This is a genomic window from Corallococcus terminator (assembly GCF_049194865.1).
GTDB classification, from domain to species: Bacteria; Myxococcota; Myxococcia; order Myxococcales; family Myxococcaceae; genus Myxococcus; species Myxococcus terminator_A.
In genome coordinates this window covers 16,989-42,724 of record NZ_JBLZWL010000018.1, presented here as the reverse complement: position 1 = coordinate 42,724, position 25,736 = coordinate 16,989, and the positions used below count along the sequence as shown (strand labels likewise).

General features: G+C 68.6%; 15 protein-coding genes and 2 tRNA genes. 7 read left to right on the top strand and 10 right to left on the bottom strand.

Features of this window, described 5'->3' with window-relative positions:
• The first annotated feature begins 12 nt into the window (after window positions 1–12).
• The 3 genes from ACN469_RS09215 to ACN469_RS09205 all read left to right on the top strand — a co-directional run bounded on the left by ACN469_RS09215 (window position 13) and on the right by ACN469_RS09205 (window position 4,404).
• Entirely contained in the window at window positions 13–4,107 is a 4,095-nt protein-coding gene (locus ACN469_RS09215; RefSeq protein WP_498766239.1) for an IPT/TIG domain-containing protein, read from the top strand.
• Window positions 4,108–4,248: 141 nt separating this feature from the next.
• A tRNA-Val gene (locus ACN469_RS09210) sits at window positions 4,249–4,320 on the top strand.
• Between the two features lie 7 nt (window positions 4,321–4,327).
• Window positions 4,328–4,404 (top strand) — tRNA-Asp (locus ACN469_RS09205).
• A 78-nt stretch (window positions 4,405–4,482) separates the two neighbouring features.
• On the opposite strand, the gene ACN469_RS09200 is transcribed toward ACN469_RS09205, so the two are convergent.
• Window positions 4,483–5,040, bottom strand: coding sequence for a hypothetical protein (locus ACN469_RS09200; RefSeq protein ID WP_498766237.1), 558 nt, complete (start codon window positions 5,038–5,040; stop codon window positions 4,483–4,485).
• A gap of 194 nt (window positions 5,041–5,234) precedes the next feature.
• On the opposite strand from ACN469_RS09200, the gene ACN469_RS09195 reads away from it, so the two are divergent.
• Window positions 5,235–5,906, top strand: a complete 672-nt coding sequence (locus ACN469_RS09195; protein ID WP_498766235.1) for a cell wall protein — start codon at window positions 5,235–5,237, stop codon at window positions 5,904–5,906.
• 100 nt (window positions 5,907–6,006) lie between these two features.
• Here ACN469_RS09195 and ACN469_RS09190 read toward each other — a convergent pair whose 3' ends face one another.
• From ACN469_RS09190 to ACN469_RS09180, 3 genes are all read right to left on the bottom strand, one after another.
• A complete protein-coding gene (locus tag ACN469_RS09190; RefSeq protein ID WP_498766233.1) occupies window positions 6,007–6,252 on the bottom strand; it encodes a hypothetical protein in 246 nt (81 codons plus the stop codon).
• A gap of 164 nt (window positions 6,253–6,416) precedes the next feature.
• The gene (locus ACN469_RS09185; protein ID WP_498766231.1) at window positions 6,417–7,817 is read right to left on the bottom strand and encodes a hypothetical protein; all 1,401 of its coding nucleotides are present in this window, start codon (window positions 7,815–7,817) and stop codon (window positions 6,417–6,419) included.
• Between the two features lie 40 nt (window positions 7,818–7,857).
• Window positions 7,858–8,649, bottom strand: coding sequence for a hypothetical protein (locus ACN469_RS09180; protein WP_498766229.1), 792 nt, complete (start codon window positions 8,647–8,649; stop codon window positions 7,858–7,860).
• A 304-nt stretch (window positions 8,650–8,953) separates the two neighbouring features.
• On the opposite strand from ACN469_RS09180, the gene ACN469_RS09175 reads away from it, so the two are divergent.
• Window positions 8,954–9,832, top strand: a complete 879-nt coding sequence (locus ACN469_RS09175) for an alpha/beta hydrolase family protein (protein WP_498766227.1) — start codon at window positions 8,954–8,956, stop codon at window positions 9,830–9,832.
• Window positions 9,833–10,114: 282 nt separating this feature from the next.
• Entirely contained in the window at window positions 10,115–11,458 is a 1,344-nt protein-coding gene (locus ACN469_RS09170) for an alpha/beta hydrolase family protein (protein ID WP_498766225.1), read from the top strand.
• Window positions 11,459–11,523: 65 nt separating this feature from the next.
• Here ACN469_RS09170 and ACN469_RS09165 read toward each other — a convergent pair whose 3' ends face one another.
• The 6 genes from ACN469_RS09165 to ACN469_RS09140 form a co-directional block, all read right to left on the bottom strand.
• On the bottom strand, window positions 11,524–12,327 hold the full coding sequence (locus ACN469_RS09165) for an outer membrane beta-barrel protein (RefSeq protein ID WP_498766223.1): 804 nt from the start codon (window positions 12,325–12,327) through the stop codon (window positions 11,524–11,526).
• Window positions 12,328–12,497: 170 nt separating this feature from the next.
• Window positions 12,498–13,574, bottom strand: a complete 1,077-nt coding sequence (locus ACN469_RS09160; RefSeq protein WP_498766221.1) for an NADH:flavin oxidoreductase — start codon at window positions 13,572–13,574, stop codon at window positions 12,498–12,500.
• Window positions 13,575–13,669: 95 nt separating this feature from the next.
• On the bottom strand, window positions 13,670–14,764 hold the full coding sequence (locus tag ACN469_RS09155; RefSeq protein WP_498766219.1) for a fatty acid desaturase family protein: 1,095 nt from the start codon (window positions 14,762–14,764) through the stop codon (window positions 13,670–13,672).
• Window positions 14,765–14,789: 25 nt separating this feature from the next.
• The gene (locus tag ACN469_RS09150) at window positions 14,790–21,197 is read right to left on the bottom strand and encodes an SDR family oxidoreductase (protein WP_498766217.1); all 6,408 of its coding nucleotides are present in this window, start codon (window positions 21,195–21,197) and stop codon (window positions 14,790–14,792) included.
• Between the two features lie 23 nt (window positions 21,198–21,220).
• Window positions 21,221–22,720 carry an SDR family oxidoreductase gene (locus tag ACN469_RS09145; protein WP_498766215.1) on the bottom strand — a complete coding sequence of 500 codons (1,500 nt, stop codon included), beginning with the start codon at window positions 22,718–22,720 and terminating at the stop codon, window positions 21,221–21,223.
• Window positions 22,721–23,140: 420 nt separating this feature from the next.
• A complete protein-coding gene (locus ACN469_RS09140) occupies window positions 23,141–23,563 on the bottom strand; it encodes a YciI family protein (protein ID WP_498766213.1) in 423 nt (140 codons plus the stop codon).
• 301 nt (window positions 23,564–23,864) lie between these two features.
• Here ACN469_RS09140 and ACN469_RS09135 point away from each other — a divergent pair, with 301 nt between their 5' ends.
• Window positions 23,865–25,700, top strand: a complete 1,836-nt coding sequence (locus ACN469_RS09135; protein ID WP_498766211.1) for a fibronectin type III domain-containing protein — start codon at window positions 23,865–23,867, stop codon at window positions 25,698–25,700.
• The last annotated feature ends 36 nt before the right edge of the window (window positions 25,701–25,736 follow it).

The window sequence follows — 25,736 nt, the reverse complement described above, 5'->3', positions numbered from 1 at the left end:
TCCCTTCTTCTCGTGTTGTCGTTGCTCCTCGCTGCCTGTGGTGATGACCCGGACGGCGGCCTGCCCCCTTCGGCCATCCCGCCCACCGTGAGGGAAATCACCCCCGCCGGTGGCCCCATCGCGGGCAACACGCTCATCAACGTCTATGGCTCCGGCTTCGAGCAGGGCGCGAAGCTCTACCTGGGCAACCAGGAGGCCCTGCGCGTCGTCGTGGTCAACTCCTTCCGCATCTACGGCTACTCGCCCACGGCGAGCACCGCGCAGGTGGACGTGCGGGTCGTCAATCCGGACGGCGCCTACGGCGTGCTGGTGAAGGGCTTCAACTACGAAGGCCCTCCGACGGCGAACATCGACCAGGCCGAAATCATCAACGGCAACACCGACGCGGTGAGCGGCGGGCAGCCGGTGGGCGTGCTCGTGCGCGGCGCCATCACCGTGGCCGGCCTCACCCGAGGCGTGGGCCAGGGCGGCGGGGTGCGCGCGCAGGTGGGCTTCGCACCGGCGAGCGGAGAGCTGCTCATCGCGGACAGCTACACCTGGGAGGAGGCCACGTACGAGGGCGACTCCGACAGCGGCGAGGCGGACATCTACAAGGGCAACGTCCTCTTGCAGCCGGCCATTGGCGGCGAGAGCCGCGAGTGGGTCATCACCATCCGCTTCTCCATCGACGGAGGGAAGACGTGGGTGATGGCGGACGGCGACGGCATCGCCAACGGCCTGTCGGAGGACATGCTGCGCCGCGTGTTCATCACCCGGCCGCGCGTGGACTACTGCAAGCTGGGACCGGACGGGAACCGCGCCAGCCCGGAGCTGTTCTACCGCCCCACCGACACGACGCTGCTCAAGGTGGCCGGCCAGGTGTACGCGGCGGGCATCACCCAGGGCGCTGGCGCGGGCTCGGGGCTGGTGGCGCAGCTGGGCATGGGGCCGGTGGACTCGGACCCTCGCGACTCCGCCGCGTGGACGTGGGTCCCCGCCGTCTACAAGGCCGAGCACGGCAACAACGACGAGTGGGAAGCGGACCTGCCCAACCCGGGCACGGTGGGCACGTACAAGCTCGCCTTCCGCTTCAGCATCAGTGAGAACGCGTGGCGCGTGTGCGACGCGGACGGCGTCAACGACAGCGCCGAGGGCGAGCTGGCCTTCAGCCTGGCGAAGCTGGGCACGCTCACCGTGGGCACCGAGGCGCCGAAGCCGCAAGTCAGCTGGTGCAAGATTGGCGAGGACCAGAAGGCCCCCGAGGTCATCAACTACCAGACCACGCAGACGTCGGGGTTCAAGACGGTCTTCGCCCAGGTCAACCTGCCGGGCGTGACGGACAAGGTGGGCGCGGGCCCGGGCCTGGCCGGCCAGCTCGGTTGGGGTCCCGCGGGTGAGGACCCGCGCACCTCTCCGCTGTGGAACTGGGCCACGCCGCTGGCCTGGAACAAGGACAACTTCGACGTCAACGACGAGTGGAAGGGCACGCTGCCCAACCCGGGCCTGAACGGCGACTACCGGTACGCGGTGCGCTTCAGCGCCAACGGCGGCCCCTTGCGCGTCTGCGACGGCAACGGCGTGGATGACGGTGGCCAGGAGTTCGAGCTGGCGCAGCTGGGCCAGCTCACCGTCGCGGGTGAGATCGTGGTCCCCAAGGTCATCGGCTACTGCAAGCTGGGGCCGGATGGGAATGCGACGCCGGAGACGGTGACGTACGCCACGGACGCGGTGGCCAACCGCAAGGTGGTGGCGCAGGTGTTCGTGCAGGGCGTGACGAGCGGCGCGGGCGCGGGCACGGGGCTGGTGGGCCAGCTCGGTTGGGGTCCGGCGGCGGAGAATCCGGCCACGTCGGCGCAGTGGAACTGGGCGACGACGGCCGCGTACACGAACGAGCTGGGCAACAACGACCAGTTCGAGGCCACGCTGCCCAACCCGGGCACGCTGGGCAGCTACCGGTTCGCCTACCGCTTCAAGGTGAACGACGGCGCGTATCTGCTGTGCGACTCGGACGGCAACAGCGGCGGGCCCACGGGCTTCGACACCACGAAGATGGGCACGCTCAACGTGAGCGCGGCCCAGGACATCTCCATCAACTGGTGCAAGCTCGGCGGTGAGGCCACCGAGGCGGCGCCCAGCGAGGTGTACCGCGTGGGCCAGGCGACGAAGGAGATCTACGCCCAGGTCTACATGGAGGGCGTCACGCCGGGCACGGGCGGAGGCACGGGCATCCAGGGCCAGGTGGGCTACGGCCCCGAGGCAGCCGCTCCGGACGCCGCGAGCTGGCAGTGGACCTCCACGGGGACGAGCTTCAACCGCGAGTCGGGCGGCGGAAACAACGACGAGTGGAAGGCCGCCCTGCCCAACCCGGGCACGGTGGGCCGCTACAAGTTCGCCATCCGCTTCAACGTGAATGGCGGCACGTACCGCTACTGCGACGCGGACGGGCTCGGCAACGGCTTCTCGCTCGACCAGGCCGGTGGCCTGGAGGTGAAGGCCGTGGGCGTGGACACGTGCCAGTTGGTGGGCCCGGCCACGCTGAGTGCGACGCCGGGCGGCGCCACGCAGGTGGTGCACGGCAAGGCGCTGGTGACGACGGTGACGGACGTCACGAGCGGCGCGGCGGGCGCGGGAATCACCTCGGAAGTGGGGTATGGCCCGGAGAACTCCGACCCGGTGGTGGGGACGGGCTGGAGCTGGACGGCCGCGAGCTTCGCGGGCGAGACGGACAGCGGGGCGCAGGACTCCTACGAGACGTCGCTGACGGCGCCCTCGACGGAGGGCACCTACGCGGTGGCCGTGCGCTTCCGGTATCAGACCGGAGCCTGGGCCTATTGCGACCGGGACGGCAGCGCCAACGGCTACCAGCCGGCGCAGGCGTCGGTCCTGACGGTGGCCGCCGTGGTGCCGCCGCAGGTGGACTGGTGCCGACTGGGCGGTGAGACGCAAGCCGCGCCCCCTGTCGAGGCCTACGCCATTGGCGAGGCGGCCTCGAAGGTCATCGCGGTGCAGGTGCACGAGGCGGGCGTGACGCCGGGCGCGGGCGCCGGTGCGGGCATCGTCGCGGAGCTGGGCTACGGGCCGACCGGCAGCGCCCACACGGGTGGCGGCTGGCAGTGGGTGGCGGCGACGCATGGCGCCGACACGGGCAACACCCAGAATGACGAGTACCGGGCCACCCTGCCCAACCCGGGCACGGCGGGCAGCTTCCAGTTCGCCTACCGCGTGAAGCTGGGCACCGGCCCCTACGTGTACTGCGACGCGGACGGGACGGATGACGGCTTCGACATCGCGGACGCGGGCACGTTGACGGTGCAGGCGGCGGCCACGGGCGTCTGCCGGCTGCAGAGCGTGAGCGGGACGACGGTGGGCAGCGGCGACGCTGTCACCGTGACGGGCCGCGTGCGCATCCCCGGCGTCACCAACGGGCCCGGCGCGGGCACGGGGCTCCAGGTGCAGGTCGGCCTGGGCAACGCGGACGTGGACGCCTCCACCACCCCGGCGTCGTTCACCTGGAAGCCGGCGACGTACTTGGGCGAGGCCTCGGGTGAGGCGGACACGGACGAGTTCACCACGGAGCTGCGTCCGGCCTACACGGCGAGTCGAGCCGTGAGCCTGCGCTACACCACGGACGGCTCCACGTGGACCTACTGCGACAAGGACGGCAGCGACGTGGGGGGCTACACCCAGGGCCAGCAGCACGCCCTCACGGTGGGCAACCACGCCGGCATCGACTACTGCCGACTCCAGTGGCCGCTGAAGCTCAGCGACCTGGGCGGTGCCCGGACCATGTACGGGTTCATCTACGAGGACGGCGTCACCAACGCCCCTCCCCCGGCCACCACCCTCTCAGCCGAGCTGGGCCACGGCCCCAAGACGCAGGACCCGGGCGTCAGCCCCGCATGGACCTGGGTCGCCGGCGTGGTGCAGAGCGACACCAACAACGACGACGAGTACCGGGCCGACCTCCCGGCGAACGCCGCCCTGAACCACGGCTACCTGTGGCGCTTCCGGGTGGGCACCGGACCTTACTGCTACGGCGACTGGCAGCCACAGGACCTGCCGGGCGGCTCGTCCAACGGCGTGGCCCCGGACTCCCTGGGCACGGTGGACGTCGCGCCTGTCCCCTAGGCTCCTAAGTCACCGGCCGCACGAGCGTTTTCACGCTCCGCGCGGCCGGTGACGGAAGATCCTGGGTCTTCGCAACAGGTGCTTGACAGTGGAGTGAGCCACTTATAAAAGCCCGCTCGTCGCAACGCGGAACACGCCTGCGGGCGGATAGCTCAGCGGCAGAGCGTCGCCCTTACAAGGCGAGGGTCACAGGTTCAATCCCTGTTCCGCCCAAGGTTGTGGGGAGTTAGTTCAGTTGGTTAGAACGCCGGCCTGTCACGCCGGAGGCCACGGGTTCAAGTCCCGTACTCCTCGCCAAAAGAAGGCCCCCAAGTCCAAAAGACTTGGGGGCTTTCGCTTTTTCAGGCCCTCGCATTCGCACTCCCAACGAAGCGCTCAGCCCACCCAGTTGCCAGGTGCGATGAAGCTGAGTGTGGAGATGCCGCTCGCTTCGACGTGGGCCTTGATGTCGGCCCTGATGAGGATGACGTCGGGCGACTCGGCCAGCCGGCACACCGACAGCTCGCGCAGGGCGTCCTCCACGAGCACCAGCCGGTCCACCCAGGGAATCGACGGATGGAGAACGGACCTGGCGGGGTCCGCCGCGGCGATGCGGCCCACGATGTTGAACGCCACGTAGTCCCAGCGCCGCGCCTGCCTGTTGACTACGACGGCCGGGTAGCAATCGAGGTTGACCACCCCCGCCTCGTCGAACGCCTGCCGCAGCCGCGGAGTCATCAACGGCAGGCCGTCATCCGTGAGCTCCGGCAACACCCCCACGCGCTGAATCCGGACCTCCAACTGCGCGGACACCGGCGGCAACGAAGGTCCGAAGCGACGACCTCCCATCCATGAGCGCAGGGCGTCATCGTCGGGATACGCGAACAAGGCATGCCGAGCCCCCCTCGGGCTCGTGCAGCGCAACACGTCGTGCGACGGCGAGTGGGGAGACATGGGCTCGTCCTCTCCAGGCGTGGCGCGACGAACCACTTCTACTCGACATGCGGAGGAGAGGTGCTCTTCGCGATTTACAATCACGCAGGCAGCGCCTGTCTCCTGGAGAGGCTTTGGAGCAAGTGTCCCCCTGCCCAAAGGAGTCAGATTCACGGATGGTCGAACCACCTGAGCCGTGCTACGCCAAGCGTTACATGCCCAGAGCCCGTCGCGTCACCCCCTCCCCCCGAACCCCTCGCTCTCTTCCCGCGCGCGGCGCTTCCTCGGCGACGCCGTCACTGGATGAGGCCTTCCAGGCCATCGTGCACGGCGCCGTGCAGGAGTCGTTCGCCCCGCTGATGACGGCCATGCGCCGTCTGTCCGAGCGGCTGAGCGGCCAGCCCTACTCCGCGCCCCCCGTGCAGAGGAAGGCGGCCCCCGCGCCGCAGCAGCCGGAGCCCGTGGCCCAGGCCGTCGTCGAGCAGCCCGTGGCCTGTGCTGTCATCGGATGTCGACAGCCCGTCCGCACGCTCGGCTATTGCTCGGCGCACTACCAGAAGCGTCGGCAGATGGTGGCCACCGGTCGGCTCCACGCCGCCTGGGTCGAGCACGCCGCGCCCCACTCCATTCCGGATGTCATCCTGTCTCGCCGTCGTCGCTCGGAGAGCTCGGCGGAGACGCCCGCGCGCACCGCGGTTCCCGCTCCGGCGGGCCCCCGCGTGTGGGTCCGCAAGAAGGGCCAGACGCAGTCCGTGGGTCCCCAGGGTGAAGAAGGCCCGTCCGCGCCGTCCATCATCCCCACCCTCCGCCCGGTCGAGGGTGCCGATGCGGCGGACACGGTGAAGCGTTGGGCCGCGGAGTTCCTCGCGACCAAGCGTCGCAACTGAAGAGTGGAGCGCGGGGTTCATCCAGGAGTGACCTCTCCCCTGGATGAACCCAATCACATCCCCCGAGCTTGAAGCGGGTTCCGCCCGAGAGCCCCCCAGCTCAGCGGCAGGACCAGGACTCCTCGGTCCATTCACCACAGACGCTCTTGCGGCACAGCGTGTACGAGCACGTGTCGCTCGAGTAGCCACAACAGGCCACGTCCGCTTCGCTGGTGCCGGAACACGTCACCCGCCTGGCCGACTTGTACGTCTCGGGCGACGCGTTATCACCACACGAGTCGGCGTCGTCACCACCACAACCCGCCAACAGGGGAACCGCGATGAGCATGCACAGAAGAGTACGCATGTCTCACAGAGGACCATGGAGCACATACCCAGGCCACGGAACCCGAGTGAAACACTTTCACATGGCCCACGTATCACCTCCTGGAAATTGCTTCTCACGAACCGAGAGCGCGGCGTCCGCCTCGTCTGGATTTCCAGAACACCGCGCAATTGATTGCACTCCGCTCAGTATCGAGCCTGGAGCATCACCGTCGCGCCATAGGTGCTCGCGGACTTGAAGACAGGCCTCGCCACGCCAGTGTCATCCTCGACGAACTCCGTCTTGTTGGGGTCATTCACGTAGGCGACCTCCGCCACGACGCCGGCCACCGTGCCCAGGTCCCAGCGCGCCGTGGCCTTCAAGGTCAGCACCGCCTTGCGCTCCGCATCCACCGGAAGCATCGTCAGTTGATTGGGTCCCCGGAGCACCAGTACCTGGGGCAGACTGGGAGAGCCAAAGACCGGCGCCATGAAGGACGCTGGCAGCGTGAGCCGGGCGAGCAAGCCCGGCGTGAGCCCCCAGCGCGCAAAGTGGTAGTCGGCTCCCAACGAGCCGGAGACCTCCGCCCGAGGGGCCGCGTCGGGCGCGAAAGCCACGCTCGGTGGAAACCCGGGAACGCCCAGTTGGATGAAGCTCGGGGTCCGGTAGTACGCAAGCCCGAACAGCCGCAGGAAATCCTTCCGCACCCGCACCTCCAGCGCGGCGGCCCGGGCCTGCTGGGTGATGAGGCGTGGGCTCGTCGTGGCCTCGGTGACCAGGAGGTCCTGAGAGGCCAGGCTGCCTTCCAGCGACACCGAGGCGGCGAAGCCCGAGGCATAAGGCTCGGCCGTGAAGGACCTGTCGAAGAATGCCGGGTCGCTCCGATAGAGCGACAGGTCCACGTTGCGGCCGATGGGCGGCCCCTGGTGCCACAGGGCGCGCACGGAGGCCCCGCGCATGTGCATAGGCAGGTCCACATCGATGCTCGCCGCGGAGGGGTTCGCCCCCAGGCTCGAGTACGTGCCCGACAGCTCCAGTCGGAGCTGGGACAACACGTCCACGAACCCACCCGCGAGCACCGCGTAGTGGCGCGACTCCTCCGCCAGCAGCCCGCTGATGATGGCGGACTTCAGCGCCGCGAACGCGCCCCACTGTCGCCGCGCGAGCCGCAGCTCCAGCGCCGGCTCCCCTCCGATGCGGCGCGGGAAGACCTCCCGCGCCCACGTCACGGGGTAGGACGAGCCCAGGTACAGCCGGACGGAGCTCAGCGGGTAGACACCCAGCGCCAGGCCTTCTTCAGCCGCCCAGTGGGATGGCCGGTAGCGCAGCCGGATGGCACTGCCATTGTCCCCGAAGGTGACACCTCGACCGGTGCCGTTCGACCCGATGAAGAACGACAGCGCCGCCTCGGCACGCAGCCCCGAGGTCAGCTCGGAAGTGTGCGCATCGAGCGCCGCATTCCACTGAGTGAACGAGCCCGCGGTGTCGACATCCTCGTCACCCGCGAGAAAGGACAGACGCGCCTGGAAAGGCTGCTCCACCGGAGGAGACTCGGAGGCCTGCCCCAGGGTGAGCCACAACGACAGAGACAGAAAAACAGGAGCCATGAGGCGCCGCGTCTAACATGCCTCCCAGCCTCCGAACAGGCTATGGCTCGCGTTGCGGGAAACAAGCCGAGAGATACTCACGAACGGCCTGCTCCGCGGGGGAGCGCCGGACGGCTCCCGCCGAGTCCCGGACCTGCTCATAGAGAGACACCGCGGCATGAAGGGCCCGCCCGCAGTCGACCGCGTCCGCGCGGGCCACGGTGGCCGCGAGGGCAGGCGCCCACTTCGACAGGTCCTGCTCCACCCGACGCACACCTCGGATGACCTGTCCTTCCGCCGCGCCCGCCAGTGGCGCCAACACCTGCCCCCGCAGGAACGTCAGCAGGTCGATGCACTCGAGCAGCTCTCCGCGCCGGACCTTGTCCGCTCCGTAGTGGATCCAGACCCAGAAACGGTCCTCCACCCCCTGCGGCGCCAGGGCGGGAAGCGGCCTGGCCTCCGTCTGGGACAGACGACGCGTCAGGGCCCCCTCCCGCTCCCAGAGCACCTTCGGGTCCTCGATGCGCGAGCCCAGCTCCGAGAGCGACACGAACTTCAGGTCCACATGGAGCAACGGCGGCCCATACAGACAGATGAGCAGGCGAGGCTCCCCCACGTGCTCTCCGGTGAACCCCTGGAGGAGCGGGCCGGCTCGCCGCGCGAGGTCCTGGCGCCCCTGCTGGACCTCCTCACGGGCGTCGTCACGACAGACGAGGACCAGGTCCAGGTCGGAGAAGGCATCCATCCGGCCCGTCAGGAGACTTCCCCCGGCGGCCACCCCCACGAGCCGCGGGTCGGAAGACCAGGCGGCCAGGGCCGCATCCAGGAAGCGCTGATGCGTTTCGGGAACCATGGAGCCAACCTAACCCAGGGTAGAACTCCGGACAGCACACAACGCGGCGCGTCGGAGCCCCTCCTCACTGAAGCCGAAACATCGCGAATGACATTCCGCTCCGCGAAACAAAGACAGTCATGTTTCGCGGCGCGGAACAAAACGAGGAAAAACATAACAGTCAGAAAAATCAGATAGACGAGAAGACATCCTCGGGGGCTTAATCGTGAGAACGGAGCCGCCTGTGAATGCAGCGACGGCTCACGTCGGTCCGGGTGCCCGAAGCCCCGGACATGAAGTCCCACGTTACCCACGAGGAGAAGTCATGAAGCAGACAGAGCTGACCTTCCGTCTTGGATTGCTCCTGACCCTGGCCTGGACGACCTCCGCAGGAGCGCAGTCCTTGAGCAGCTTCACGGCGACGTACCGTGGCGGCGGCACGTCGTCGTGCTCCTCCACGTACAATCTGCGCGGCCAGGAGCCGTCGGCCTCGGGCAAGTACCCCGTGTTCATCTACACGGTGGGCACCACGGAGCCGTACCAGCACTCCTCGGCCCTGGCCGCGGTGGAGGAGATGGCGGCGCGCGGCTATGTCGCCGCCACCGTGGAGTACGACAACGCGACGTTCGGCACCTGCTCCAGCATGACCACACGGTCCAAGTGCATCTATGACGGCAGCCGGGCCACCAGCGCCGTGGGCACGCTGTGCGCTCGCGCCAAGGCGGACTGCTCCAAGGGCATCGTCGTAGCGGGCTTCAGCCAGGGCTCCATCATGGCCATCCTCGCCAAGAACCATGACTCGCGAGTCCAGGCAGCCTACGGCCTGGGCGCGGGCGTCCAGTACTCCATCTACAACCTGAGCTCCTGCGTGGCCAATGGCAACCGCGCGCTGCCGAGCAACCGCCTGCGCATCATCAACGGAGAGCAGGACATCTTCGTCGGCCCCACCGAGTCCTCCGTCCGCGCTCAAAACACGGAGACGACGGGCCAGTCCTGCCCCCTGGCGACGTCCTGCTTCCAGAGCAACAACAGCGGCTGGTACATCATCAAGGACATCCAGCTCGGGGACCTCAACGCGGACCACTGCTACATGCGCTCGGGCGGCTGCACCGGGCTGCTCCTCGACTCGACTTGGCGCACCGGCACCGCGCCCTGGTCCCTGCGCACCAACCTGAACTGGCTCACCCAGTTCACCACGCCGTAAGCCACCCCAGGCGCCAGCCTCCTGGACTCAAGGGGGCTGGCGCGCGCGGCGGAAGTGAGCGGGCCTCCTTGACAATCGCACAAACGAATCGCACGATTCAATCGCCTGAGTAACACACCCTGAAGAACCCAAGGAAGGCACGGGAAACTCCGTGACCTTCCCGCCGCCGCATGTGCTGTTGAACACCTCGGCGCCCTCGCGTCTGTGATTTCGGGTCGCGATGACAGAATTAAAAGAGCCCGGTGTTCAAGCCTCCAATCCCTCATCCGGAGGCAGCACACCATGGGTTTCAACCTGAATCGCCGTTCCCTGCTCCACGCGGGCCTGGGGCTCACCGGAGGTCTCGCGCTCCTGCGCGCCCCCGCCTCGCTCGCCGCGACGTCACCTGGAGCGGCGCCGTCACCTGGCGCCCAGGAGCCCTCGCGGCCCTGGTATGAGCTGGGATTGCTGTCGGACCCCATCATGGAGAACCAGCTCCTGCACTTCCTGGCCGCGACGTACAGCGCCCAGGCGGATATCGGCGAGGTGCTGGACACCGCGAGCCGTATCCACCCCGAGGACGAGTGGAGCTGGCCCACCGAGTGGGTCAGCACGGCGGACCGCCTCCGGGCCATGGGGGACTCGAGCCTTGCCCGCCGCCACTCCCGCAGCGCGGGCAACGCCTACCTGCGCGCGGCCAATTACTACCGCGCCGCGCTGATCCACCACCCGGAGCCGAGCCACCCCAGCGTGCTGGCCACGGGGCGCAAGGCGGTGGACGCCTACGACAAGGCCTTGAGGCTGCTCAAGATTCCGGCGACGCCCGTGCGGATTCCCTACGAGAACACCACCCTGCCCGGCTACTTCTTCCGCGCCCCCGACACGCGCGGGCAGGCGCCGCTGCTCATCTTCCAGCAGGGCCGCGACGCGTGGCCGGAGGAGTCCAAGTATGTGATTGATGCCGCCCTGGAGCGGGGCTACCACTGCCTCATCGTCCATGCGCCGGGCCAGGGCATGTCCGTCCGGGAGCAACACCTGACGTTCCGGCCCGACTGGGAGAAGGTCATCACGCCCGTCGTCAACTTCGCCGTGCGCATCGCCGGCGTGGACTCGCGGAGGCTGGCGCTGCTGGGCTGGAGCATGGGCGGAGCGCTGGTGCCGCGCGCGGCGGCGTTCGAGCGGCGCCTCAAGATTCTCATCCCCAACCCGGGCGTGCTCGACTGGGGCAAGTCGCAGTTCGACAACTTCAACGGCTACTTCCCCGACATCATGAAGCTGCTCGACACGGACCCGGCGGCGTTCGACGCGGCCCTCTACGAGCTCATGTCGCAGGTGTTCCTGTACCGCTGGTACATGCGCGACGCCATGTCCAAGCACGGCGCCAGCTCACCGTCGGATCTGCTCTTCAAGCTGCGGGAGTTCACCAACGAGCCCGTCGTCCACCGCATCCGCTGCCGCACGCTCGTCATGGACGGCACCGCGGAGGCGTACTCGGGGGCCCAGGCGAAGCAGCTCTACGACGCGCTGACGTGCCCCAAGGACTACCTGCTCTTCACGGAGCAGGACACCGGACTCTTGCACTGCCAGGAGGGCGCTCAGGCCGTCGCCAATCACCGCATGTTCGACTGGCTCGACGAGTACATCTGAGGCCGCGTCCCAGACAGCGGAACGTCGGGCCGGTGAGTCCTGGCCCGACGTCTCACGCCTGACGACTAGAAGCGGTACTGCGCGCGGATGCCGCCGTAGATGAAGCCGTGGATCTTCTTCGACTCCAGGTCCTCGGACTCCTCGAGGTCCCCGCCGGGGAGTTCCACGCTCGACTCGAGGGACACCGTGGCGGTGGAGTACTGGCCCGCGGTGACGGTCGCGAACGGACCCACCGAGAACTTCGGGGAGATGCGGTAGTCGAGCCCCACCTGGGCGGCGATGAACTCGAAGCCCTTCACGGAGGCCTTGGCGGTGATGGACTCGCCGTCCTGCTCGGCCTTGACGGACTGGTTGAGGAACTCATAGCCGACACCCACGCTCACCCAGGGGTCGATCTTGGGCGTGACGTTGAAGTGATAGGCCAGGTTGACGCCCAGGCGGAGCTGGCTCGCGCTGCAGCTCACGCTGACGCCGGCCGCGTCATCGCAATCGGCCTCGTCGGTATTGAGGCTCGCGATGCCGTACTGGAAGGTCGCGCCCAGGTACACGTTGGGGTTGAAGAAGTAACCGGCCTCCAGCTGAATCGGGATGACGCCCGTGACCAGGTCACTCACCGGGTTGGACTCGTCGTCGTCCGCGTCAACCGAGCCCAGCTCGCCGTACGGAGCGCCGTAACCCACGCTCAGGCCCAGCGCGAATCCCTTGCCGCCGCCCTTCTCCTCCGTGGCCTCCTCGCTGGCATAGCCTTCGTTGGAGTAGCCCTCCTGGGTGCTGTCATCCTGCAGGCGGTAGGTGTCACCGGCCAGGGCGGGAGTGGCGGCAAGAGCGAAGGACATCGAGCACAGCATGAGCTGGGTGCGGCTTTTCATGACGAAAGTCCTGAAAGAAGAAGGTGAGGTGCTGAGCCGCACACCGTCAAGGTGTCGGACGCCCGTTAGGACGCACGCCCTCGTCGCATATTTAAAGTCCCAATGGGACAAAAAGCAGGGGTTCCGGAGACCCGGGGTCCCCCAGGGCTGGCCCCCCGCTGGCGCCGCCCTCACGGGACGACGTAATTCTTCCAGGCACGCAGGTATTCGACGAAGCCCGCTGACGCGCCCTCCCTTCGCAGCACCTCCGCGGGGATGGGGGCGCGCTGGATGGCGTCACCTCGGCGGACGCGCTCGGGCCAGTCGTGGTTGGCGATGGCGGAGCGGCCCAGGGCCACCGCATCCGCGCCGAGCGCCAGTTGTGCCTCGGCGTCCTCCTTCGTCCAGATGTTGCCCGCCACGACAATCTTGACCCGTGAAGGCACCGCCGCGCGGAACAGCGTCGTCGCGTGCTCCTGGGGGCGCTTGTGGGTGTTGAGGGCCGAGCGCCACAGGGACAGGTGGAGGACGTCCATCCCCTCCTGGGCGAGCATCCGCGCGACTTCAATCGTCTCGTCCAGGTCCAGGCCCTTGGCCTGCCCGAAGTCCTCGGGGGACAGGCGCACGGCGAGGACCAGCTCGGGCGCCGCGCGCCGGACGGCGGCCAGCGTCTCGCGGATGAGCCGTGAGCGATTCTCCAGCGAGCCGCCCCAGCGGTCCTCGCGACGGTTGTAGGTGGTGCTCAGGAATTGCGACAGCAGGTAGCCGTGCGCGCCGTGGAGCTCCACACCGTCGAAGCCCGCCTGCGCGCAGCGGCGCGCCGCGCTCGCGAAGGCGTCGATAGCTCCCTGGATGTCCTCCTCCGTCCCCTCCCGGCACCGGTCCGCCTCTTCGGTGTGCGCGCTCGCGCTCCAGCGCTCCAGGCCGCTGACGGCGGGGTCTGCCCGCAGGCCGCCATGGAAGAGCTGCGCGGACAGGAGCGCGCCGCCCTGGTGGATTCGCGCGGCCAGCCTGCGCAGGCCCGGCAGCATCGCGTCGTCGTGCACACCCAGCTCGCCCGGCCACGCCTTGCCGTCCTGCTCCACATGCGTCGCGCAGGTCTCCACCAACCCGAAGCCCCCATCCGCGCGCAGTGCGAGGAAGTGGAGTTCGTCATCGGACAGCGTGCCGTCCGCATGACTTTGCTGGTTCGTGAGCGGCGCGAGCCAGATGCGGTTTCGCGCGACGACATTCTCACGGAGCGCCAGGGGGTCGAAGAGTCCTGCCATGTGGGTGCATCTCCCGCGAAGGGGCCAGAGGGGCTGGGCCCTCGGATGCCGCGAGGGCATGGGCGTCGCGCGCCCATGCCCGATTTTCGCCCAGCCTACGACATGGCCTGCCTGGGGGCGTCCAGCCGCCTGCGCAGCTCCTCCGTGCTCACCGCGGGCGTGCCGTCCCTGCCCACCAGCACGGTGCCGTCCGTGGGTGAGTACAGCGCCGGGCGCGAGTACAGCGTGCGCAGGGCGTGGACATGGGGGAAGACGGCGGACACCTCCGGCTTGAGCTCTCGCAGCCGTTGCCGCAGCAGCGGCGCGAAGCGAGGGCTCATGGCCGGGAAGATGTGGTGCTCCTGGTGATAGCTGAAGTTGAGGTGGGCCCAGTTCATCAGCGGGTGGGTCTCCACGCTCGCGGTGTTCACGAAGGGGTTGTCGCTGTCCTCGGACGCCGGCAGGAGCCAGTGATTGGTGGCGATGTAGATCATCAGCGTGACATTGGCGACGAGCAGGGGAATGACGAGCGCGAAGAGCGCGCCCCTGGGTCCCATGGCGAAGCCCAGCGTGAACCAGCCCGCCGTCACCAGCACCGTGAGGACGCGCTCCTTCACGAGGTTCATGCGCACGTGCCGGAGCTGGGGCTGGCGGATGTGGTGCCACAGGAACGCCTGGCCCTGCGCAGTGAAGAACAGGCCGAAGCTGATGTAGCTGACCCAGGTGCCCGAGCCCGGTGAAATCGCATGGAACAGTCGCGCGAACCGCTGGGTGCCCAGGTCCTGCTGGCGCGGGAGGATGTCCGGGTCCCTCTGGTGGATGTTCGCGGCGCTGTGGTGCGCCTGGACATGCCAGGCCCGCCAGTTGCCCGGCGTGACGAGGAACGGGGCGAAGCCCGCCCATCCCAAGACGTCCTCCCATCGCCGGCTGCGGAAGACCGCGTGGTGCAGCGCTTCGTGCGCGGCCAGCCCCACGGTGGTGACCATCTGACCGAGCAGGAACGAGAGCGGCAGACAGAGCCACCAGGGCAAGCCTCCCCAGCCCAGCAACCCCATCAGGCCCATCATCACTGGCACCAGCGCCAGCGCGATGACACCCCGATGGGGCTGCGGCGCGAAGGACTCGGGAGGCATCACCCGACGCAGCTCCGCGCGGAGCGGCTTCGGGTCATCGATGGGCAGGGACGCCGTCGACAGTGCGGTGGAGTTCATTGTGTTCACCCGATGGAGAGAGGGTTCAAGCCATGGGACGCGCGAGGCCGCCCTCGAGCAGCATTCGCAGCCGTCCCGCCTCGTCGACCGCCGCGACGGTGCCGCACTGGAGGATGTCCCCGTCCAGCCGGGGACTCAGCGCCTTCAATGACAGCCGCAGCGGTGCATCCGTCTCGCCCACCAGTCCTCGGTCGAAGGTGGCTCGTTCGAATTGGATGGGCGCGAAGACGGCGCTCGACACTCCATCCACGTGCATCGCGCTCAGTCGCAGCGCCGCGTCCAGGACGAGCGCGGGCACGGTGGCCCCCGCGTGTTCCCGCCGCGCTGGCAGCCCCACGCTCGCGAAGCGCGCCGAGCGCTCCAGGCGGATGTCCTCCAGGCAGTCGAACATCTTCCTCAGCTCGATGGGGCCTCCCTGTGCGCAGTGGGGGTCCTCCGCGGACAGGCCACGTCCCGAGGGCGTCGCCGCATCGAGCCCCGGCGTGCCCTTGGGCGGCTGGGCCGACAGCGTGAAGCGGGCCTCCGCGAAGACGAGGTCTCGTTCGAGCACCACGCCGGAGGCATGGACGATGTCGCCCAGCAGCTTCACCCGCACGCAATGACGGCCCGGCTCGTCGGTGAGCTGGCTGCACTCGGCACGCAGGGCCTGACGTCCCCCGGGCTTCACGCGAATGAAGCGGGAGAACCGCACGTCCTCGATGGTGACGGTGCGCAGCTCTGGTCGCCCGTCTCCCAGCGCGGCCCGCAGCATCAAGTCCAATGCCCAGGCCCCGGGCAGCGTGGGCGTGCCACGGACGAGGTGGTCCTCCAGACAGGGCACGCTCGCGGCATCGACCATGAGGTCCCTCACCGTCGCCGCTGGGGGCTCCGCGGGCAGCAGCTCCAGCCCGTAGTAGGAACGCTCGCTCTCCGTGAGCTGCACGTGGATGGACTCGCGCAGGGGGCCTTCGAGGAGCTGGAGGAACAGCGCCTCCCCTTCCTCCGCGCGAATTCCGCGCAGCTTCCGGCTGGCACCGAGCACGCGGTACTCGGAGCCTCGGGTCATTCCGATTCCATCCCAGGCCAGCCACCCCACGCTGCACCAGGGTGCCCGTGGATTCGCGTCGCTGACCCAGGCGCACAAGCGGTCCAGCGCCTCGTTCGCCGCGCCGTAGTCCGCCTGCCCGTCGTTGCCGATGAAGCTGAACGCGGACGTGAGGACATGGAAAGGCACAGGTCTCTCGAAGCGACTCGCGCAGGCCGCGTGCAGGTTGCGGAGCCCGAGCAGCTTCGTGTCCAGGTTCGTGCGCAGCTCCGCGAGACGCCGCCGGTTCAGCTTCTTGGACGTCTGCGTGCCCGCCCCGTGGACCACCAGGTCCAGGCGCCCGTGCTCTCGGGTGAGCTCGTCCATCACCCGCGCCACGTCTCCCGGACTCGTGACATCCGCGACGCGGTAGACCATGCGCCCTGGCAACCTCGCGAGCCCCACCAATGTGGACCGCAGCTCGCGGACCGCGAGGTGTCGCTCGAAGCGCGCTCGCAGCTCGGGCATCCGCGTGCCCGGCTTCGCCGCCAGCTCCGAGGCGTAGAAGTCCCGCTCCACCGTGGGGAGCTGGTCCTCCGAGGCGTGAAGCACCCGCTCCGGCGCGGCTTCCGGGTCGCTGCGCCCCAGGAGCACCACCGTGCATCCATACCGCTTCAGGAGCGCCCCAGCGAGCACCGCCGTGACACCTCGCCCGCCTCCTGTCAGCAGCACCACGGAGCTGGAATCGAGCGTGGATGCACCAGTTGCAGGAGCAGCGGTAGGACGGAGTCGACGGACACACCGGGTCTCCGCGTCGAAGCAGACCTCGACCGAGCCAGTGCCCTCTTCTTCCGAGCCCAGCTCGACCAGGGCCTGCTCCAGAGCGTCCGGAAGGCTGCGCTGTGAGGTCGCGATGGCGCGAACGTTTCGCGCCGGGACTTCGCGAGCGATGGACTTGAGCATGCCGGCGAACAGACCGGTCATCGGATGCAGGACGCGCCGGGGGCCCACACCTCCCACGCACAGGCTCGCCAGCGTGACTTCTCCGGAGAGGAGCTGCTCGTAGGAGCGGCGAGCGGCGAGGAAGAGCAACTCCAGCGCCTCGTGGCGCAGCGCCGTGTCGGAGACCACCTCGGCCTCTCGTGCGTCCGGCTCGACTCGACTGACAGAGAGGATGAGCTGGGGCGAGAAGCCCAGCGCCTCCAGCGCCGCGTCGGCAGTCTCCTCGCGGGTCAGGTCAATGCCGCGAACCTGTCCCGCTGCTTTGGATTCGCCCGCGAAGAGCACGAGGAAGTCAGGTCCGAACAGTCGGCGTGCTTGGGGCTCCAGCTCGTGTGCCAGCGCCTCGCCCTCCGCGATGAAGAGGACTCGACGCGCCTCGCGCTTCATGGGCCGCATCGCCCGAGCCGGCTGCTCGACGAGCACGGGCGAGTAATAGCCAATGGGCTCACTGTGGTCGAAGCCACTTGCCGAGTCCTCGGCGACGACCTCCTTCAAATCCGTGCGACGAGGGTTCAAGGAGGCAATTACCTCGGTCCCCTGCCGAGGCTGGAGCTGAAGCTCCAACCGGGTGCCACTCGCGGCTTCCGGATGGAAGCACAGCGTGGCGGGGCGTCCTTCGGCGGCGGCCTGCACCGCTCGCAGGACCTCCAGGCTTTCTCGCGCCGAATGCGGAGGCAACGCGTGACTGGACCCAACTCGCGAGTCCGTGACCTCCGACATCTGGAGGCGGCACAGCACCTTCAAGCCTCGCCGCGCGGCCTTCTCGGCGGTGGTGACCGCCAGCAGCATCAGCCCCTCTTCGGACTGGGCCTCACTCGCGACGGCTCCCGGGCGAAGCACATGCGCCCCGCCCACGAGCACCAGCTCGAAGCCCGTCTCCAACACGCCTCGCGCGGCCTTCAGCGCGGCGGCCAGTGAAGCCCCTCCTGCATCGACCACGAAGTTGGGGCCCTTCACGTCCAGCGCTCCCGCTACTCGCCCCGGCGTGACGTTCGCCATCATCCCTTGCAACGTGTAGGGCCCGGATGGACGCAGCGCCCCCCGCACCACGTCATGGAAGCGCTCCGCCAGCGGCAGCAGGGCCGCCTGCTCCGGCGCCCTCAGGACACGCTCCCTCAGCTTGCGACGCGTGGACGCGGCCAGCACGCGCTGGATGGCCTCCACCCCTCGACGGGTCTTCCCTTCAAGCCCAAGCACGAGGGCCGTTCCCGCACGCAGCCCCTCGAAGCCCGCCAGCTTCTGGACGAGCGCACTGGCAGCGGTGAGCGCGAGCCCCTGCGTCAGGTCCATGTCCTCGGCGATGTCCGGCAACAGCCGCAGTGACGACGGCAGCCTGAAGGCCGCGGCGTCGAAGCGTGCGCCCACTTCGGACGGCACACCGACAGTCGGCAGGCCTCTTGAGTCCGGGAACACACCTTCGGCGGCCACCACCACCAGCTCACTTCCAGGAGCCGTGCGCACCGAGGCACGCGGCGCGACACGCCCACCCCGATACTCCTCGAGCACCAGGTGCGCGTTGGTTCCCCCGAAGCCGAAGCCGTTCGTGGCGGCACGGCGCGGGTGCTCGCCATTCTCGGGCCAGGGCTGCTCGCGCAGGCTCACCTCGAAGTCGGGGCCCAGCGCGCGCAGCTCCGCGCCGGGTCTCTCGAAGTTCGCCTGTCGCGGAATGAGCCGGTGCTCCAGGGCCTTGCACAGCTTGATGACCGAGGCCGCGCCCGCCGCCCAGCCCACATGGCCAATCAGCGCCTTCACACTCGCGAGTTGGATGCCCTGGCGCTTGCCGCCGAAGACCTTCGCAATCGACTTCAGCTCGGTGGCATCTCCCGCCGGAGTGGCCGTGCCGTGCGCCTCCAGGTACTGGATGGTGGCCGGGTCGATGTCGGCCGCCGCGTAGCACGCCGTCATCGCCGCCACTTGTCCCTCGACGCGCGGGACGTTCGCCGAGCTGCTGCGACCGTCACTGGAGAGCCCCGTGCCCCGGACGATGGCGCGCACCGGAAGCCCCTGGGAGAGCGCGTCCGAGAGACGCATCAGCCCCACGACACCCGCGCCCTCTCCGAAGATGACTCCATCCGCCCGCTCGTCGAACGGACGACTCCCGGTCGCCGAGAGCCCGTTGAACTGGGAGAAGAGACAACTGTTGCCAGGACCCGGCGAGAAGACTCCTCCGGCCAGCACCAGGTCCGCCCTGCCCTGCTGGAGCGACTTCATCCCCAGCGCGATGGCATAGAGCGAGGACGCGCACGCGGCATCGAGCAACACCGTGGAGACGCCCCGTCCGACCACATCCGTCACCACCGCCTGAAGCGTGGGATGTGGCGCCAGCTCGGAGGACCGGGCCTCCACGCCCATCACCGAGCGCGCCGCTTGTGACAGCAAGGCGAGGTCGGCCGCGTGCATCCCCTTCGCGCGAAGGAGCGCCTCTCCCGCTTCCAGGCTGAGCGCCGCGTCGTACTCGGACGACCCTTCCGCCGTGGAGCCGAGCAGACACTGGATGCGCGAGGGTGAGCGCGCGGCGATTCCCTCCAGCCCCGCCATCCCCTGTGCGAGCGCGATGGCGAGGAGCTTCTGCTCGCGGACGTATCGCTGGAAGCGCACCGGGTCGACGCCTCGCGGAGCCCTCAGGTCCGCGTCTCGCACCGCGCCCGTCAGGAGCGTGTAGGCCCGGTCCGGCGTCCCCGTGGGTCCCACGAAGTCGGTGACCAGGGAAGGCTCGCTCGCACCGGGGTCGACGATGCCACTCACGCCCTGACGGATGTTCCGCCAGTAGGCCTCGGGGTCCGACGCACCACCCGGGAACAGACACCCGAGCGAGACGATGGCAATCGCCGACGCTTCCTCCTCCACTTCACCAGGTGCCTGTTCCACGGAGGCTGGCGCCGAGGGCAACATCCCAGCGATGGCGCTCACCTCGGTGACGGCGGTCGACGGGAGGATGCGCTGAACGATGCGCGCCAGTCGCCCCTCTGTTCCGCAGTCCAGGAAGCGGGCGCAACCCGAGCGTGACAACCACTCCACCGCGCCCTGGAAGTCGAAGGGGTGAACCAGGTGCGACGCGAGCGCGTCCGCCAACTCGCCCGGCGCCCCCGTGTACACCCTGCGCTCGATGGGCGAGTAGATGGGCCCCCGGGGTGGCCGCATCTCGACACGTGCGAGCGCGGCGCGAAACGCCTCCGCCGCGCTCCTCAGTCCTGGATGGTGGAACGGATACCGGCTGGCCACGAAGGTGAAGCCCTGTCCCCGCTGCTCCAGTTGGGAGCGGAGCCGCTCCAGCTCCGCACGCGCTCCCGCCACCACGGTCTGCTTCGCGTGATTGCGGCCCGCGATGACCAGCCCCGTCGCACCACTGTCCGCGATGGCCCGCGACGTCTCCGCCTCACCCAGCGCAACAGCGGCGAGCGTGCCCAGGTCGTCCGACACCGTCTGGAGCGCCTGGCTTCGCAGGCACACCACCTCCGCGCCCCCGCGCAAGTCCAACGCCCCGGCCGCCGTCATCGCGGCGATCTCCCCGAAGCTGTGCCCCACGAAGATGTCGGCGGCCCTTCCCTCGCGCATCAGCCACCGCGCTCCGAGCACTCCCGACAGGAAGATGCCGAGCTGGTCCAACCGGGGCGCCTGCTCCAGCGCCCGCCGCACCTCGTCCGCATCCCGGGCCGCGAGCAAGGGCCCCGCATCAAACCCGTACCGCCGTGCCACGTCCTCGACCGCCGCGAGGTCGTCGCGCAGCTCCGGCTGAAGGAGCTTCAGTCGCGCGAACAACCCAGGCTCGAACGAGCCCTGTCCCGCGAACAAGAAGGAGGTGGCACCCGCGGGCAGCCCCAAGAGGGGCGCATCCTTCGGTGCGGTGCGCGCGGGCGTCGCCACCTCCACCAGGCGGGCCGAGCCCAACGTGGCCGGGTCCGAGAGGAGCTGCTTCGCCAGCCCCCGGACACTCTCCGAGAACAGCTCCGACATCGCGGCGCCCCCCTTGAGCGCGCGCTCACGGAAGCTCAGCGTCGCGGGGGGCTCGAACATGCCGGCCAGGGACTCGAAGCACGGACGGAACGAGTCAGGGAACGGGCAGAGGGCGCCAGTCTCCTTGTCCGCGCAGAGCACCGTCTGGTAGCCGCAGGCCACGGGCGTGCCGTCCTGCTTCAACGTCCGGAAGCAGAAGCGGACCGACACCTCGCCCCGCTCCTCGAACGACGTCAGCACCACCAGCCTGTCACCCAGGTTCGCGGGAGCGAGGTTGCGCGAGTACCCCTCATAGGTGAGCAGGAGCACGCGGTCGAAGTCGCGACGGAACTCCGGCACCTCGAAGAAGTGGGGCCCGAAGAGCAGGTGCTCGCGACCCGCGCACTGGAACTTGAAGTTGGTGAGGAAGTGATGGCTCCCGTAGGCCATCGTGTCATCGAAGTGGATGACGTACGGGACAGCGAAGTAACCCATGGCGTTCTCCTCGTCGAAGGTGTTCAGGAGTCCAGGGCGAGCAGCGCCCGAACGTCGTGTCCGTTGGAAGGCTGTCGGCCGACAGGCAACAGGCCATCCACCGTGCCGGAGAGTCCGCCGTCCACCACCCAGATGGCGCCGTTCACCCGCTGCGTCTTCGGCCCCAGCAACAGCTCCGTCACGTCCGCCACGTCATCCGCCGTGCAGAGCTGCCCACCAGGCGTGGCCGCCTCCCAGCGCGAGACGCGGCCAGGAGCGTTGGGGAACATCCCCAGCAGCTCTCCGTGCACCGGCCCGGCCGATACGCAGTTGGTGCGAATGCCCTCGGGCGCCAGCTCCGTGGCCAGGTAGCGCGTGAGGGACTCGACTCCGGCCTTCACCACACCTTGGCAACCCAGGTCGTGCATGTACCGCTGGGACATCGACGTGGACATCGTGACGATGGCCCCACCGCCCCGTCTCGCCATCAGCGGACGTGCCCGCATCGCGCACTCGTAGGTGCCGGTGACGCAGGTGCGGAACGCCTTGTCCCAGTCGCGCGGCGAAATCCGGTCGAACGGCCCAATCAGGCCGTTGGACGCGTTGCACACCAGGAAGTCCAACCCACCGAGCTGCTCGGCGATGGTGGCGAACAGTCGCTCCAGGTGCTCCTCCTGCGCGACGGAGCCCCACAGGTGCAGCGCCTTGCCCCCCGCCGCGACAATCTCCTGGGCCGTCCGCTCCCCGTCGTCTCGGGAATGGAACGAATTCACCACCACCGTCGCTCCCGCGCTGGCCAGCCGCATGGCGATGACCTTGCCAATGCCCTTGCCCGAGCCCGTGACGAGCGCGACCTTCCCCTCGAAGGGAAGCCGAGCCACGACGGGCGGCGGCGCGGCCCGCGCGGGCTGCTCCTCCTCACGTCGCGGCGTGCTCACCACTCCTCGCGACGCGCGAATCGCCTCGCACAGCGCGGAGAGCGTCCGCAGCCGCTGGGAGGGCTTCGGCCCCACCTCCAGCCCCAGCTCCTTGGCGAGCACCGCCATCACCTCCGCCTGCTTGACGGAGTCGATGCCAAGCTCGTCCTCCAGGTCCGCCTCCAGCGTCAGCAGCTCCAGGGGATAACGCGTGACGCGCGCGAACACGGAGCGCACCTGCGCCTCGATGTCCGACGACGCCACGGGCGAGGCAGACACCTCGCGCGGGCTGGCGACAGGAGCCTGCTCGGGAGCGGGAGAGACCACGGGCGCCGCGACGGGAGCAGGCGCCGCTTCCGCCAGCAGCTCCGCCACGCGCTCGGAGATGGCGCCCAGCGTGCGCGCCTTCGCGCCGCGGGGTAGCCGGTCGGCTGGGAGGTTGAACTCCCTCGCGACGACGGCGGCAATCTCGGCGAGCTTCACCGAGTCGATGCCCAGCTCGTCCTCGAGGTGGGCCTCCGCCGTGAGGATATCGAGCGGATACCGCGTGACGCTCGCCGCGCAACGACGAATCTGCTCCAGGACCTGTGCAAGCGAACGGGTGCCCTGCTGGAATGACGGGGACATTCTGAAGCCTCACAATTCATGAACCGCATGGAGATGAATGAGCCACGTGCGTTGTGCATCAGGGGTCTGACATTGCCTCGCGACCTGTCTCGAACGACACAAAAAGACAGACAAAAACCAACACGCACGGGAATAACCCACACATGCGCAGGGCAACGAACGAACGTTTTCGGGAATGAGCCGGCCCGCGGCATAGACACACAAGGGGCTCATCCAGGCGCGCCTCCGCCATGGGCAAGCAAGGCCCTGTGCGGTGCGCCGGGTGGTCATCAAATACAGACATCGCGTGAACCAGGGGCTCTCGCGATAAACCCCACGGCGACACGGCGTGAAGCCGTGCGCACCGGGGATGGTTTTTCACACGGACCCCATGCAGGGGTCGCGTGTGTTCAGCGGGGGTGTGGGTGAGGGCCGGGGCGCCTAGTTCTTGGAAATCTGCTCACGCAGACGCTCTTCCTGCGCACGCAGCTCGGGCGTGAACTCGGCGCCGAAGTCCTCCATCTCGAAGACCTGGCGGATTTCGATCTCCGACTCGCCGGGCATCGGGTTGGGGCAGCGCTTCACCCACTCGATGGCCTCTTCCTTCGACTTCACCTGCCACAGCCAGAAGCCGGCCACCAACTCCTTCGTCTCCGCGAAGGGGCCGTCAATCACCGTCCGGCTCGTGCCGGAGAAGCGCACCCGCACGCCCTTGGAGCTGGGGTGGAGTCCCTCGCCCGCGAGGATGACGCCCGCCTTCACCAGCTCCTCGTTGAACTTCCCCATCTCGGCCATCAGCTTCTCATCCGGCGGGGCTCCCGATTCCGAGTCCTTCGTCGCCTTGACCAGCACCATGAATCGCATGTCGTTCTCCTTCAGGTTCCTGGGCTCGTACGTGCCCGTTGTCCCGGGCTCTACTTCTTCGTCGAACAGACTCGCGGGAGATCGACATGGCCTTTTAATTTTCTGAACGCCGCCGTCAAACCCGCGAAATGACAGGCCGTCCTCGCCCTTCCTCGGAAAAATGGGGCGTGCGGCGCCAGAAAGCATGGAGCGGGTCGCTCGCCCGGTCCTGGGGCGAGGGGGAAAAACGAAAAGAAGGAATGACCCGAAAAATGGGGCGGTCCGCTCTCTTCGGTTTTCCCCCAGCCGAAAGGCAGACGCCATGCAGCTTCCAGGACACCTCCCCCGAGCGGCACTCGCCGCCCTGGTGGCCTTCGTCACCCTGCTCAGCACCCTGCTTCCCACGTCCGCGCTCGCGGCGGACCGGGGGGCCTGGGCCCCCAACACGCAGTACACCGTGGGTGACATCGCCTCCTATGGAGGCAAGGCCTACGACTGCCGTCAGTCCCATTTTTCCCTCGTGGGCTGGGAGCCGCCCAACGTCCTGGCCTTGTGGCTGGAGCGTACGGGGAATCCGCAGCCCGACACCCAAGTCCCCTCCACGCCCGCTTCGCTCACCTCCACCGCGAAGACCTTCGACAGCGTGTCGCTGTCCTGGGGCGCGTCCACGGACAACGTGGGCGTCACCGGCTACGAGGTCTTCACCAATGGAGGCGCCAACGCGTCGGCGTCCACGTCCGGGGCCACCAGCGTCACCGTGACGGGCCTCTCGGAGAACACCACCTACACCTTCACCGTGAAGGCGCGTGATGCCGCGGGCAACCGCTCCGCCGCGAGCACCGCGCACAGCGTGACGACGTCGCCCCGCCCGGCGACCGACACGGTGGCGCCCTCCACTCCCGCCAACCTCGCCTCCACCGGCGTGAGCGCCAGCAGCGTGTCGCTGTCCTGGGGCGCGTCCACCGACAACGTGGGCGTCACCGGCTACGAGGTCTTCGTCAATGGTGGAGCGTCCTCGTCCACCACTACCTCCGGCGCCACCAGCGTCACGGTGACGGGGCTGGCCGCGAACACGACGTACACGTTCACCGTGAAGGCGCGCGACGCCGCGGGCAACCGCTCCTCCGCGAGCAACAGCATCTCCGCGACGACGACGGGGACGCAGCCGGTGGGCAACAAGCTCCTGGTCGGCTACTGGCACAACTTCGACAACGGCTCGACGAACATCCGGCTGCGCGACATCTCCGCGAAGTTCAACGTCATCCAGGTCGCGTTCGCCGAGCCCGTGGGCGGCGCCGGCTCCGGCAACATGGCCTTCACGCCGTACAACTCCAGCGTCGCGGACTTCAAGGCGGACGTCGCCCTGCTCAAGAGCCAGGGGCGCAAGGTGCTCATCTCCATCGGCGGAGCCAACGGCACGGTGCACCTGGATGACGCCGCCGCCCGGCAGAACTTCGTCACCACCATGCAGGGCCTCATCACCACCTATGGCTTCGATGGGTTCGACCTGGACCTGGAGGGCAGCTCGCTGTCGCTCAATGGCGGCGACACGGACTTCCGCAACCCCACCACGCCGCGAATCACGAACCTCATCCAGGCCACCCGCCAGCTGCTCAATCAGAATGGCTCCGGCTTCATCCTGACCATGGCGCCGGAGACGGCCTATGTGCAGGGTGGCATGGCGGCCTACGGCGGCCCCTGGGGTGCGTACCTGCCCGTCATCTACTCGCTGCGCGACAGGCTCACGTACCTCCACGTGCAGCACTACAACACCGGGACCGTCACTGCTCTCGACGGCCGGGCCTACGCGCAGAGCACGCCGGACTTCCACGTCGCCATGGCGGAGATGTTGCTGCGCGGCTTCCCCGTGGGCGGCAACGCCAGCGCGCAGTTCCCCGCGCTCCGGCCGGACCAGATTCTCATCGGCCTGCCCTCTTCGCCGCAGGCGGCGGGTGGCGGGTACACCACGCCGGCCAACGTGCACAAGGCGCTCGACTACCTCATCAAGGGCCAGTCCTTCGGTGGAACCTACGTCCTGCGCAACACCGCGGGCTACCCCGGCTTCAAGGGCCTGATGACCTGGTCCATCAACTGGGACAAGTTCACCAACTTCGAGTTCTCCAACAGCCACCGCGCGTACCTGGACACCTACCCGTAGCCACGCCCCTACAGGCCCGGCGCAGGCGAACATTGC

What these genes read in the sequence shown, in the direction of transcription:
- ACN469_RS09200 (WP_498766237.1), bottom strand. Translation starts at nt 5,040, where the DNA reads ATGTCTCCCCACTCGCCGTCGCACGACGTGTTGCGCTGCACGAGCCCG.
- ACN469_RS09195 (WP_498766235.1), top strand. Translation starts at nt 5,235, where the DNA reads ATGCCCAGAGCCCGTCGCGTCACCCCCTCCCCCCGAACCCCTCGCTCT.
- ACN469_RS09190 (WP_498766233.1), bottom strand. Translation starts at nt 6,252, where the DNA reads ATGCGTACTCTTCTGTGCATGCTCATCGCGGTTCCCCTGTTGGCGGGT.
- ACN469_RS09185 (WP_498766231.1), bottom strand. Translation starts at nt 7,817, where the DNA reads ATGGCTCCTGTTTTTCTGTCTCTGTCGTTGTGGCTCACCCTGGGGCAG.
- ACN469_RS09180 (WP_498766229.1), bottom strand. Translation starts at nt 8,649, where the DNA reads ATGGTTCCCGAAACGCATCAGCGCTTCCTGGATGCGGCCCTGGCCGCC.
- ACN469_RS09175 (WP_498766227.1), top strand. Translation starts at nt 8,954, where the DNA reads ATGAAGCAGACAGAGCTGACCTTCCGTCTTGGATTGCTCCTGACCCTG.
- ACN469_RS09170 (WP_498766225.1), top strand. Translation starts at nt 10,115, where the DNA reads ATGGGTTTCAACCTGAATCGCCGTTCCCTGCTCCACGCGGGCCTGGGG.
- ACN469_RS09165 (WP_498766223.1), bottom strand. Translation starts at nt 12,327, where the DNA reads ATGAAAAGCCGCACCCAGCTCATGCTGTGCTCGATGTCCTTCGCTCTT.
- ACN469_RS09160 (WP_498766221.1), bottom strand. Translation starts at nt 13,574, where the DNA reads ATGGCAGGACTCTTCGACCCCCTGGCGCTCCGTGAGAATGTCGTCGCG.
- ACN469_RS09155 (WP_498766219.1), bottom strand. Translation starts at nt 14,764, where the DNA reads ATGAACTCCACCGCACTGTCGACGGCGTCCCTGCCCATCGATGACCCG.
- ACN469_RS09150 (WP_498766217.1), bottom strand. Translation starts at nt 21,197, where the DNA reads ATGGGTTACTTCGCTGTCCCGTACGTCATCCACTTCGATGACACGATG.
- ACN469_RS09145 (WP_498766215.1), bottom strand. Translation starts at nt 22,720, where the DNA reads ATGTCCCCGTCATTCCAGCAGGGCACCCGTTCGCTTGCACAGGTCCTG.
- ACN469_RS09140 (WP_498766213.1), bottom strand. Translation starts at nt 23,563, where the DNA reads ATGCGATTCATGGTGCTGGTCAAGGCGACGAAGGACTCGGAATCGGGA.
- ACN469_RS09135 (WP_498766211.1), top strand. Translation starts at nt 23,865, where the DNA reads ATGCAGCTTCCAGGACACCTCCCCCGAGCGGCACTCGCCGCCCTGGTG.